We start from the raw sequence: 11,455 nt of genomic DNA, 5'->3' as shown, positions 1-11,455 counted from the left end.
AAGGTTGTATTCAGCACCGAATGCGTGCGCCGACCATCCATTACGGGGAGATCCACCGTGCGTATCCACCGCAAGAACACCATCGCCGCCGCCGTTGTCGTCGCCGCACTCTCGCTGGGCCTGACCGCCTGCGGCGGCAGCGACACCGACGCGAAGGCCGCGGGGACCCCGAACGCTTCGCAGACCCCCTCGGACACCGCGTCGAAGCCGGCGGCCGGCACGGCGGGCACCGGGGCGACGGCGGACCCCGCCGCGTCCAAGAGCAAGACGGGCTCCACTTCCGGCACCGGCGGTAAGAACTCGACCGGCTCGACGGACACGTCCAAGGTCCCCGCCTGCGGCTACAAGGACGTGAAGATCACGATGGCGAAGGCGGACGAGACGCCCACCGAGCACATCGTCCTGACCGCCCTCAACACCTCCGGCCGCTCCTGCCGCCTCCTCCAGTACCCGCTGATCGCCTTCGGCGACATCCAGACCGCCAAGGACATCCCGGCCGTCGCGAAGAGCAAGCCCGCGACCCCGATCGTCCTGAAGTCCGGCGAGCCGGCCTACGCGAACGTCCGCGTCGGCCTGGGCGGCGTGCACGAGAACAACAAGGTCGTCACCACCTTCAACGTCAACCTCTTCGCCGCCAACGGCCCCGCCGAAGGCAGCCGCGTCGTCACCGCCCCCTCGGGCGGCCTCTCCGTCGACGAGTCCGCCGCGAAGACCGGCTACTGGACGTACGAGCTCCGCAACGGCGCCGACGAGTTCTGAGCGCCGCGTGCGAGCGCTACGGACCATCAGGTCGACCGGATTCGACGTCTGATTCCCGCCGGACCCCGCGGCGGCAACGGCGCAAGCTCAAGGCATGTCATCTCGCTTTGATTCCAAGGTAATTGTCGTCACCGGGGGAAACTCCGGAATGGGAAGGGCCGTCGCGGAACGCGTCGCGTCCGAAGGGGCCGCTGTGGTGATTGCCGCGCGGCGGAAGGATGTCGGGGAGGAAGTCGCCGCGGGGATTCGCGCCGCCGGTGGGCGGGCGGTGTTCGTGGGGGCCGATGTCACCGTTGAGGAGGAGGCCGCCCGCGTGGTGGAGGTCGCGGTGGCGGAATTCGGGCGGCTGGACGGGGCTTTCAACAATGTCGGCGGGGTGAATGCGTTCGGGCCGGTGCAGTCGATCGACGCCGACGGCTGGCAGGCGGATATCGCGCACAATCTGTCGACCGTGTTCTACGGCCTCAAGTACCAGATTCCGGCGATTGTCGCGGCCGGTGGTGGCGCGATCGTCAACAACGCGTCCAATCTCGGCGTCGTGGGAATGGCCGGGGTCTCGCCGTACGTGGCGGCGAAGCACGGGGTCGTCGGGCTGACGCGGGCGGCGGCGCTGGAGACCGCCGAGCAGGGGGTGCGGGTCAACGCGCTGGTGACCGGGGGAGTGGACACTCCGCTGTTCCGGGCCACGATGGGCGCGACACCGGAGGCGGTGGCGGCGATCGCCGCGATGCACCCGATGGGGCGGATCGCGCTCCCTGAGGAGATCGCCGCGTTCACCGCGTTCCTGCTGAGCGACGAGGCGGCGTTCATCACCGGCGCCGCACTGGCGGTCGACGGCGGCTTCACGGCCCGCTGAGGGCCGCCCCCGGGGGCATCACGGCCGCAGGGTCAGTTCGAACCAGACGGTGCGACCGGCCGGACCGCCCGTGATGCCCCAGTCGGCGGCGAGGACCTCGACGAGGCCGAGGCCGCGGCCGCCCTCCCCGTTGCCGTGCAGCACCCGCGGGACCTCGCGGCTGCCCTGGTCGTGGACGGCGATGCGCACGGTGCCCGCGGGGAAGCCCAGTTCGACGGTGAAGCCGCCGAGCGGATCCCCCGACCTGGTGTGCAGGATCGCGTTGCTCGCCAGTTCGCTCACCAGGAGCACGGCGTCGTCGATGACGTGGCGGTAGCCCGGGTCCGCGAGGAACTGGGTGACGTAGCGGCGGGCGGTGGAGACATGGGCCGGGGTTCCGGGGAAGGTCCGGAAGGCCGTCCCCGGCGGGCTCGGAGCCGGGGCAGGGACCTGCGCGGGGATCGCGGCCGGGACCGGGCCGGAAGGGGCCGTAGGGGCCGCTAAGACGGGGACGGCGGCAGGGAGCGCGTTCCGCCCGAATGCGCCTGGCTGCTGCTTCATGAGCGGTCCTCTTCCTGTGGGACCACCCGCAGCGCGAGCAGCGTCAGATCGTCCTGCGGGGAGCCGCCGGCGAATTCCATGACCTGTTGCTCCACCGCGCTCACCACCGCCTCCGCGGACAGGCCGCGGGTCCCGGCCAGGGCCGTGAGCAGCCGGTCGTCGTCGAAGAACGACCGGTTACGGTCGCGGGCCTCGGTGACGCCGTCCGAATACATCAGCAGGACGTCCCCGCCCCTCAGGACGAGTTCCTCGACCTCGGCCTCCGGGGATGGGCACAGCCCGAGCGGCCGGCCGCCGCCCCGGGCGAACCCGACCGTGCCGTCGGCCCGCAGTACCGCGGCGGGCAGATGCCCGGCGCTGGCCAGCCGCACCCGGGCCAGACCCCGCTCCACCCGGACCTGGGCGACGACGGCGGTCACGAACCGGTCGGTCGGATGCTGCACGGCCATCGCGTGGTTGACCTTCTCCAGCACCACGTCCGGGCGCTCCTCCCAGACGCTCAGGGTGCGGATGCCGTGCCGCACCGCGGCCGTGACGGACGCGGCCTCGACGCCCTTGCCGCAGACATCGCCGACGACCAGGCCCCAGCCGCCGAGGGTGGCGAACGCGTCGTAGAAATCGCCGCCCACCTGCGGGCCGTCGCCCGGCGGCCGGTACAGGCCGGCCACCTCGGTGAACGGGATCTCCGGCAGCTCGGACGGGAGCAGGCTGAACTGGAGCACCTGCGCGGCGTTCTCCTGGCGGCGGTGGTCCCGTTCGGCGAGCAGCGCCATCGCGAGGTGCTGGCCCAGCTCCTCCAGCAGACCGAGATCGGGGAGGGTGAAGCCGTGGGACCCGCCGCGGCGCAGCAGGACCAGCGCGCCCAGCGTCTCGGGACCGCTGCCCAGCGGTACGCCCAGGACCGGGCCCAGGGGGCGCGGAGTGACGCTGTCGACGGGGGGCGCCGGTTCGAGCAGGGCGGCGCCGGAGGCGATGACGGCACGGGCCACGCGCTGCGCCGTGGCCGTCGACGCCTCGCGGCCGGCCCGGGTCCCGGGCCGCGGACCGGGTGCCGGGCGGGCGTAGGGCGGCGCGTCCGCGGGCATCGCGGCGACCTGGTGCGGGGTCCCGGCCCGTACGAGGAAGAAGATGACCCGGGCGGAGAACTCGTTCGCCAGCAGGGTCGCGGCCCGTTCGAGCAGACCGGGCCCCGGCCGCAGCGGTTCGCCGACCAGCAGCCGCGTCATCCTGCAGACGACGTCCAGCCGCCGTACGCCCATGGCGACTTCGTCCCGCTGGGTCGCCGTGTCCGGGCTCCGGTCGCGGATGCTCGTGCGGTTCGAGGTGGCGATCGCACGATGGACGGTGCCGGCGGCGACGTGGTCCGTGCGCGCGGCATCGTCGCGGGGAAGGCGGGGGTCGTGGGCGTCCGGGGATTCGGCGGAGTCCGGGGACAGGACGACGGCGGAGATCAGCTGCCGGGCGCCCGGCGGGGTCCGCAACTGGGCCAGTTGGATCCGCACCGCGCTCGTTCCGTCGGTGCTGGTGAGCAGCAGGGGCAGCGGTCCGGGCCGGGCGCCGCGCTGCGCGGCACCGAGCGCCGACCGGAAGACCCGGCGGTACCCCGCCTGGACCCGCGCCGCCAGCGGCTGCCCGGTCAGCTGCTCGCCGGTGCTGCCGAGCAGCCGGGCCGCCTCGTCGTTGGCGCGGTGGATGGCGCCTTCGGGGCTGAGCAGGAACACCGGGACGGGGAGTTCGCGGAAGGTGGTGTTGAGCATCTGCCACTCGCGGTCGGCGCCCTCGACGCGCTGGGCGATCCGTTCGCCGTGCGCGTGCAGCTCCTCCATGCAGGTCCGCAACTCGTCCTCGGCGACTTCCAGTTCGACGAGTGCCAGGTCGAGTGCGCCGAGGATGTCCGCGGGGCGGCCGTCGCGGCGCCCGCGCAGATCGGAGATCCGCTCGCTGAGCGCGCTCAGTTCCTGATGGAACTCGGCCAGGTCCCAGGATCCTGGACCGTGGGCAGCCGGCATCACTCCGCTGTTCCGGGGCTGGACAGAAGCGCCCCCGGGCCCGGTGCGCGCTGGGTGAGCTGTCATTAACTCAACGTAACGCAACCCGTATCGGACTCGGGCAGAATCGCTGAGCGGCTTGACGTGTTGAGGTGGAACCGGTATTGCGGAAGCCGCCCGGTCCGCCGCCGGTGAGGGCGGTGGACCGGGCGGCGCTACCGGTCGGATCAGCGGTTCAGTTGCTCAGTTGCTCAGCGGTTCAGCGGTTCAGCGGTTCAGCAGTCCCCGCGGTTCAGCGGTGGCCGAGGCCGCGGTCGATGGCGGCTATCAGTTCACCGTCGGCGGTGTCGCCGTCCAGGGACCAGACCATGGCGCCGCCCAGTCCGTGGTCGCGGATCCAGGACGTCTTCGCCTTGAGGACCTGGGGGTCGTCGTAGGTCCAGAAGTTGGTGCCGTCGTAGAGCCACGCGAAGCCGTTACGGGTATCGCGGTACACGTGGTAAGTGCCCGAGGCCGCAAAGGCCTTGAGGGCGTGGTAGTCCTCGTTGCCGGGCTGCCAGGTGGCGGGGGCCGGGCCGGTGGACGGTTGGTAGAGGCCGTGCGTGCCGCCGTCGGGGACGCCGGTCCAGCCCTGGCCGTAGAAGGGCACGCCGAGGACGAGCTGCCGGGCGGGCGCGCCGCGCTTCAGCCAGTCGCCGACGGCCTGCGCGTCACTGAACTCGTTCGGAACAGGGGAGTTCCGGGGAGTGGTGAGCGCCGACTGCTGGTTGGTGGTGGCCTCGTAGGGCCCGTGGAAGTCGTAGCCCTGGACGGTGCCGAAGTCCAGGTAGTTGAAGATCTTGCGGGCCTCGAAGCCGGCGTCGATCTTGGCCGGGGCGGCCGGGAGGAACGCCGACAGGTCGTAGTGCCGGTGCGTCCGGCGGCCGTACGCGTCGAGCTGGCGGCGGAACTCGGCGGTGAGCGCCGTGAAGTTCTTCTTGTCCTCGGGGCGGTAGACGGTGCCGGTGTTGCCGGCCGAACCCGGCCACTCCCAGTCGATGTCGATGCCGTCGAACAGGCCCGCGGCGGACCCGGGGCCGCCCTTGCCGTCGAGCAGTGGCAGGTTGCCCTTGATGAAGACGTCGATGCAGGACGCGACGAAGGCGCTCCGCGAGGCGGGCGTGAGCGCCGCGTCGGAGAAGTTCGTGGACCAGCCCCAGCCGCCGATCGAGATCATCGTCCTGAGGCGCGGGTTGGCCTTCTTGAGCTCGCGCAGTTGGTTGAAGTTGCCCGCCAGCGGCTGCTCCGCGGTGTCGGCGGTGCCGTCCACGGAACTCGCGGCGTCGAGCGGGCGCTGGTAGTCGGCCCAGGCGTCGCCCTGGCCGGGCACGTTCGCCTCGAAGCACTTGCCGTCGGTGCCGATGTTGGCGAAGGCGTAGTTGAGGTGGGTCAGCTTGGCGGCGGTACCGCTGGTCTGCAGATTCTTGACCTGGTAGTTGCGGCCGTAGATGCCCCACTGGGTGAAGTAGCCGACCCGCTTGTACTCCGGGCCTTGGTGATGCCCGGGCTGGTGCGCGCTGGCGGCGGTGGTGAGCGCGGGCAGCCCCACCACCAGGGACAAGGAGCAGGCGGCGACGGCCAGCCTGCCGAGAAATCTTCGACGCATGGGGCTCTTTCCTGTGCGTGAGCCGGGAATGTAGCCGTGCTGTGCGGGGAGCGCTGTGCGGGAGTGCTGTGCCGGGACATGCGGAGATGTGCAGAACAGGAAAGTATTGGCCTAGACCAATACGGTCAAGGGGGTACGGCAAGGTTCCGGGGAGTCCGTAGGATCCCCGGGTGGACATACCGCCGCCCCATCCGCCGTCAGAAGACCAGCCCCAGCCGCAGCCCGAGGACCAGCCCCGGCCGCCGCAGGACGATGAGCCGCAGCCGGAAGACGCACCGCCGCCGGCGAACGACGGGCCGAGCCTGGTGAAGTCGGCCGAGCCGACCGCGTCCGAGCCGACCACGCCTGAGTGGGCCGCGCCCACCGGGCCCGCGCCGGACCCGACCGCCTCGAGCCTGCCGTCGTACCCGCAGCCCCCGGCCGGGCCGCAGCCGCCGTACGGTCAGGCGCCGCACGGCCAGCCGCCGTTCCCGCCGCCGGGTCCGTACGGGCAGCCTCCGTACGGTCAGCCGCCCTACGCCCAGGGCCCGTACCCGCCGCCCCCGTACCAGCAGTACTGGTACCCGCCGCCGCCCCCGCAGTCGATGAACGGCATGGCCATCGCGTCCTTCGTGCTGGCCGTGAGCTGCATCCCCGTGTTCGGGGTGGTGTTCGGGATCGTCGCGCTCGCCCAGATCCGCAAGCGGGGGCAGCAGGGCAAGGCGCTGGCCATCTCGGGCATCGCGGTCTCCGGCGTGGCGACGCTCTTCCTCGCGGTGGTGATCACCCTCGGGGTGGTCGGCGCCCTGAACAGCGGCACGCGCACGGACGACCTGCGGACGGGCCAGTGCTTCAACCTGCACGGTGATTCGCTCAGCGAATCCAGCGGCGAGTCCAAGGGTGTCGACGTGGTGCCGTGCGCCGAGGAGCACGACGCGGAGACCTTCGGCGTCACCTCCCTCTCGGACGCGTCCTCGGACTACCCCGGCGACGACGCGGTGCAGACGATGGCCGACACCAAGTGCAATGTGCTCGCGGAGGACTACCTCGACGGCTCCGGCCGGTCGGTCGACTCGCTCAGCATCTACTACTCGCTGCCGCGCGAGAGCGGTTGGTCCAACGGCGACCGCAGGGTGACCTGCTTCTTCGGCGACGGCGGCCGGAAGATGACCGGCTCGGTCAAGGCGTCCTCGGGGGACTCGGGAACCAACGCGTAAACCTTTGGGCATGGCTTGCGGTCAACCACCCAGGGTTGTCAAGCTGTCGCAGATAGTCAACCTGAGGGAGGGGCACCGTGCCTTTCGGTGAGCAGCCCGCATATCTTCGTGTGGCCGACGACCTGCGCCAGAAGATCCTCGACGGGACGCTCGCGCCGCACACCCGGCTGCCCTCCCAGGCGCGCATCCGTACCGAGTACGGGGTGTCCGACACCGTCGCGCTGGAGGCCCGCAAGGTGCTGATGGCCGAGGGGTTCGTCGAGGGACGCTCCGGCTCGGGGACCTATGTGCGCGAGCGTGCGGAACCGCGCCGCATCATCCGCTCGGGCTACCGCCCGGCGAGCCCGCCCAGCCCGTTCCGCCAGGAGCAGGGCGACGAGGGCGTGAAGGGCACCTGGGAGTCGAGCAGCAACCAGGACCTGGCGACGCAGCCGGTGGCCGAGCGGCTGCGGATCGAGCCGGGGGACCGCGTCATGCGTACGCGTTACCTCTACCGGACCGACGGCGAGCCGATGATGCTCGCGACCTCATGGGAGCCGCTGGCCGTCACCGGCCGCACCCCGGTGATGCTGCCGGAGGAGGGGCCGCTCGGTGGGCAGGGCGTCGTCGAGCGGATGGCGGGCATCGAGTTCGTGGTCGACAACATGGTCGAGGAGGTCGGCGCGCGGCCCGGTCTCGCGGACGAGACGGCGGCGCTCGGCGGAGTGCCCGGCCACATCGTGATGGAGGTCAGGCGGACGTACTACGCGTCCGGCCGTCCGGTGGAGACCGCGGACATCATCGTGCCGGCCGAGCGGTACCGCGTTGCATACCACCTGCCGGTGAAGTGACCGGTGAAGTGATCGATAGCCGGACATCGGGGTCCGGGCCTGTCATGCGGACGTAACGCGAGGCCGACGGCCTTAACCGGCGGGCAATCGAGCTCCGCCACCACTTGTCATGTCCGGAACCTACTTTGCGGCGATGACGGACACCGCGACACCCACGGACAAGGCGGTACCCGAGGCGCCGGCAGTGCCCGGCACCCCCGAGCCGCCCGGCGCACCTGGCGCACTCGGCGCGCCCAAGAGGAACTACGCCAAGCTCGCGGCCGACGAGAGCCGTGAGGACTACTCGCTGCGCTACGCGCCGCACTCCTTCCGCCGCTGGTCGCCGACGATGGTGGCGTCCACCGCCCTCGGCGGGATCGCCTATCTCGCGGACTTCGCGATCGGCGCGTCGATCGTCTTCACCTACGGCTTCACCAGCGGACTCGCCTCGATCCTGTGCGCCGCGGCGATCATCTTCCTCACCGGCATCCCCATCGCCCGCGCCTGCGCCACCTACGGCCTGGACATGGACCTCGTCACGCGCGGTGCGGGCTTCGGCTACTTCGGCTCCACCCTCACCTCGCTGATCTACGCGAGCTTCACGTTCATCTTCTTCGCGCTCGAAGGCTCGATCATGGCGCAGGCGCTGCACTCGGCCCTGCACATCCCGGTGGCGGTCGGCTATCTGATCACCACGCTCATCGTCATCCCGTTCGTCTTCCGGGGGATGGGCGCGCTCGCCAGGCTCCAGGCGTGGACACAGCCGGTCTGGCTGATCGGCCTGGTGCTGCCGTTCCTCGTCCTGGCCTTCCAGTCGCCCGACTCCTGGGGCGCGTTCGGGTCCTTCGGCGGCACCGAGGGGGCGGGCTCCGGCTTCCACTGGCTCGGCTTCGGACTCGGTACGGGCGTGGCGCTCTCGCTCATCGCGCAGATCGGCGAACAGGCCGACTACCTGCGGTTCATGCCCGCCAAGACCGAGCAGAACAAGCGCCGTTGGAACCTCGCGGTGCTCGCCGCCGGGCCCGGCTGGGTGATCATCGGCGCGGCCAAGCAGCTGGGCGGCGCGTTCCTCGCCTTCTGCGCGCTCGCGGCCGTCGGCAAGACGCACGCGCTGGAGCCGATCGCGCCGCAGATCGAGGCGCTCAAGCCCTGGCTGGGGTCGGTGGCGCTGCCCGCGGCCGCGGTCTTCGTCGTGGTCTCACAGATCAAGATCAACACGACCAATGCCTACAGCGGGTCGCTGTCCTGGTCGAACTTCTTCTCCCGGATCACCCACAAGCACCCGGGCCGTGTCTGGTACATCTTCCTGAACCTCGGCATCGCGCTGACGCTGATGGAGATGAACATGTTCTCCATGCTCGGCAAGTTGCTGGGCTTCTACTCCAACGTCGGCATCGCGTGGATCGCGGCGGTCACCGCCGACCTCGTCATCAACAAGCCGCTCGGGCTGAGCCCGAAGTACATCGAGTTCAAGCGCGCCTATCTGCACGCGGTGAACCCGGCCGGCTTCGGCGCGATGGCCATCGCCTCCACGGTCTCGATCCTCGCTTTCTTCGGTCTCTTCGGCGAGTACGCGGAGGCGTTCAGCACCTTCATCGCCCTCGGGCTCGCCATGACCCTCAGCCCCCTGCTGGCCTGGGCGACCAAAGGCCGCTACTACCTGGCCCGGCCGAATCCGGTCAATGGTCCGGGGGTTGAAGTAGCGGATGTGACGGCCACCCACACCTGCACGGTGTGCGCGACCGCGTACGAACTGCCGGACGTCGCCGACTGTCCCGTCCAGTCGGGGCCGATCTGCTCGCTGTGCTGCAGTCTCGACGCCGGGTGCGGTGATGTCTGCAAGGACGCCGACGGCGGCGGCGGACCGGTGCTGATGCCGCTGCCCACCGTTCGAACCAGCTGATCCAGTCGTACAGTTGGCCGAATCGGTACCTCTTCCTGGCAACTCGTCCCCGAGCCGTGAAGCTCGGGCGTAGTGTCGGGCATATGCGGATTGCCGTTTCCTCGGACATGGATGAACCGGTGGCGCGGCTGGTCGTCGACGAGCTGCGCCACCGCGGCCACACCGTGCTCGCCTTCGGGGCGCTGCGGGCCGGAGATCGTAAGGACTGGGCGTGGTGCGCCGAGGCGGCCGCGCGGGAAGTGGCGGCCGGGCGTACCGAGCAGGCCGTGGTCTGCTGCTGGACGGGTACGGGTGTGTCCATCGCCGCCAACAAGGTGGCGGGCGTGCGCGCCGCCCTGTGCGGTGACGCCTACACGGCGCGTGGCGCGCGCAAATGGAACGACGCGAACGTGCTGGCCCTCAGCCTGCGGCTGACCAGCGGGGCGCTGCTCTCCGAGATCCTGGACGGGTGGTTCGACGCGGTCCCGAGCGGCCACGCGGACGTCCAGGCCAACATCGAGCACGTCGATTCCATCGGGGTTCCCGACGGGGTCTCGGACGGGGGCTCCGGCGGGGTTTCCGACGCTGCGTCCGACGCTGCGCCCGATGAGGCTGACGACGGGGCTCCGGTCGGGGAGACGGTCCGATGACCGAGCTCCCGTGGGTCGTCGTACGCCAGGACGACAACGGCAACCGCTACCGCGTCGGCCGCTACGCGACGCGTGAGGAGGCCGAACGCGTCTCCGACATGCTGGACGCGCGCGGCCACAAGCAGCTCTATCTCGTCGAGCGGATCGACCGCCAGGCGTCGTAGGGTTCCGCGCATGACATTGCGCGTGGTCGTGGGCGGAGCCGTACTGGACCAGGGCCGGCTCCTCGCCGCCCGCCGCAGCGCCCCGCCCGCGCTCGCCGGCCGCTGGGAGCTGCCGGGCGGCAAGGTCGAGCCGGGTGAGACCCACGAGCAGGCCCTCGTGCGCGAGCTGCGCGAGGAGCTCGGGGTGGAGGTCGAGCCGATCGCCCGGATCCCGGGGGAGTGGCAGCTGAGCGCGGGGCTGGTCCTGCACGCGTGGACGGCGCGGCTGGTGTCGGGAACGCCGGCGCCGCTGGAGGACCACGACGAGCTGCGGTGGCTGTTGCCCGACCGTGTCCACGAGGTCGACTGGCTCGACCAGGACCGACCGGCGGTCGCCTGGACCGCCGCCCACCTCCTCGCCTCCGGCTGAGGTTCCCCTGCTACCTGTGCTGCCATGTGCGCCTTGACGCCGGGCGAGGCGGGGGTGGCCTCAAACGCCGGCCGGGCTGAGCGGACTCCCTTGCGCATCAGGTGGCCTCGAGCGCCGGCCGGGCTGATGGGCTCGCTCACCCGCCGAGTGGCCAAACGTGGGCCGTTCGGTGGTAGCCGCAGGCGTCCGTTCGGCCGCGAGCACCCAACCGTCCGACGTTCGCCCCGCCGGGCGCGTAAGCCGCGGTCGGGCCGGTCGATGGCCCGCGCCCCCGCCCCGGGGCCTGGGCCTGGGCCGGGGCGGTCAGGTCCGGCTGAGCGGCAGCGACCAGGCGGACCGCGCACCGCGGCTCCTGGCCGCGGCCGTACCTACCGGTGCCGCGGGCCCCACGCCCGCCACCGCAGGCGGACCTCGCGCCGCAGCGTCCCTCCCGGCTGGGGCCGTACTCGCCTACCGCGCCGCAGGCGCGCTTCGCGTCGGGGCGGCATCCGCACCCACCTCCCGCCGTACTCCCCCCACCGCGCCGGAGGCGTCGCGGTACGGAGGGGGAGATATCG

The 11,455-nt window shown here is 71.4% G+C and carries 10 protein-coding genes and 1 pseudogene; 8 read left to right on the top strand and 3 right to left on the bottom strand.

Going from position 1 to position 11,455, the window contains the following annotated elements:
- Positions 1-57 precede the first annotated feature (57 nt).
- Both C6N31_RS01315 and C6N31_RS01310 read left to right on the top strand, forming a co-directional pair.
- A complete protein-coding gene (locus C6N31_RS01315; protein ID WP_198357018.1) occupies positions 58-759 on the top strand; it encodes a DUF4232 domain-containing protein in 702 nt (233 codons plus the stop codon).
- A gap of 94 nt (positions 760-853) precedes the next feature.
- Positions 854-1,615, top strand: coding sequence for an SDR family NAD(P)-dependent oxidoreductase (locus C6N31_RS01310; protein WP_138351093.1), 762 nt, complete (start codon positions 854-856; stop codon positions 1,613-1,615).
- An 18-nt stretch (positions 1,616-1,633) separates the two neighbouring features.
- Here the strand turns inward: C6N31_RS01310 and C6N31_RS01305 are convergent, their stop codons facing one another.
- From C6N31_RS01305 to C6N31_RS01295, 3 genes are all read right to left on the bottom strand, one after another.
- On the bottom strand, positions 1,634-2,155 hold the full coding sequence (locus C6N31_RS01305) for an ATP-binding protein (RefSeq protein WP_138351057.1): 522 nt from the start codon (positions 2,153-2,155) through the stop codon (positions 1,634-1,636).
- Complete coding sequence (locus C6N31_RS01300) at positions 2,152-4,164, bottom strand: SpoIIE family protein phosphatase (protein ID WP_187144997.1); 2,013 nt, start codon at positions 4,162-4,164, stop codon at positions 2,152-2,154. Before C6N31_RS01300 ends, C6N31_RS01305 begins: the two co-directional genes overlap by 4 nt.
- Positions 4,165-4,435: 271 nt before the next feature.
- Complete coding sequence (locus C6N31_RS01295; RefSeq protein ID WP_198357017.1) at positions 4,436-5,788, bottom strand: glycoside hydrolase family 18 protein; 1,353 nt, start codon at positions 5,786-5,788, stop codon at positions 4,436-4,438.
- Between the two features lie 170 nt (positions 5,789-5,958).
- Between C6N31_RS01295 and C6N31_RS45840 the strand changes: the two genes are divergently transcribed.
- From C6N31_RS45840 to C6N31_RS01265, 6 genes and pseudogenes are all read left to right on the top strand, one after another.
- Complete coding sequence (locus tag C6N31_RS45840; protein ID WP_138351054.1) at positions 5,959-6,984, top strand: DUF4190 domain-containing protein; 1,026 nt, start codon at positions 5,959-5,961, stop codon at positions 6,982-6,984.
- A 77-nt stretch (positions 6,985-7,061) separates the two neighbouring features.
- Complete coding sequence (locus C6N31_RS01285; RefSeq protein WP_138351053.1) at positions 7,062-7,814, top strand: GntR family transcriptional regulator; 753 nt, start codon at positions 7,062-7,064, stop codon at positions 7,812-7,814.
- A gap of 133 nt (positions 7,815-7,947) precedes the next feature.
- Positions 7,948-9,696, top strand: coding sequence for a purine-cytosine permease family protein (locus C6N31_RS01280; RefSeq protein WP_232484657.1), 1,749 nt, complete (start codon positions 7,948-7,950; stop codon positions 9,694-9,696).
- An 83-nt stretch (positions 9,697-9,779) separates the two neighbouring features.
- Positions 9,780-10,211 (top strand): annotated as a pseudogene (locus C6N31_RS01275) (RpiB/LacA/LacB family sugar-phosphate isomerase); the annotation flags it as partial.
- A 110-nt stretch (positions 10,212-10,321) separates the two neighbouring features.
- Entirely contained in the window at positions 10,322-10,489 is a 168-nt protein-coding gene (locus C6N31_RS01270; RefSeq protein WP_138351051.1) for an SPOR domain-containing protein, read from the top strand.
- Between the two features lie 10 nt (positions 10,490-10,499).
- Positions 10,500-10,898 (top strand): (deoxy)nucleoside triphosphate pyrophosphohydrolase, encoded by a 399-nt coding sequence (locus C6N31_RS01265; protein WP_138351050.1) that lies wholly within the window; start codon positions 10,500-10,502, stop codon positions 10,896-10,898.
- Positions 10,899-11,455: the final 557 nt, after the last annotated feature.

The sequence above is a fragment of the Streptomyces fildesensis genome, assembly GCF_016107395.1.
Classification (GTDB): Bacteria; Actinomycetota; Actinomycetes; order Streptomycetales; family Streptomycetaceae; genus Actinacidiphila; species Actinacidiphila fildesensis.
The sequence above is the reverse complement of the archived record's forward strand: the minus strand, read 5'-3'. Positions and strand labels throughout refer to the sequence as shown.

Coding starts and splice junctions, on each gene's coding strand:
- C6N31_RS01310 (WP_138351093.1), top strand. CDS start 854: ATGTCATCTCGCTTTGATTCCAAGGTAATTGTCGTCACCGGGGGAAAC.
- C6N31_RS01305 (WP_138351057.1), bottom strand. CDS start 2,155: ATGAAGCAGCAGCCAGGCGCATTCGGGCGGAACGCGCTCCCTGCCGCC.
- C6N31_RS01300 (WP_187144997.1), bottom strand. CDS start 4,164: ATGCCGGCTGCCCACGGTCCAGGATCCTGGGACCTGGCCGAGTTCCAT.
- C6N31_RS01295 (WP_198357017.1), bottom strand. CDS start 5,788: ATGCGTCGAAGATTTCTCGGCAGGCTGGCCGTCGCCGCCTGCTCCTTG.
- C6N31_RS01280 (WP_232484657.1), top strand. CDS start 7,948: ATGACGGACACCGCGACACCCACGGACAAGGCGGTACCCGAGGCGCCG.
- C6N31_RS01270 (WP_138351051.1), top strand. CDS start 10,322: ATGACCGAGCTCCCGTGGGTCGTCGTACGCCAGGACGACAACGGCAAC.
- C6N31_RS01265 (WP_138351050.1), top strand. CDS start 10,500: ATGACATTGCGCGTGGTCGTGGGCGGAGCCGTACTGGACCAGGGCCGG.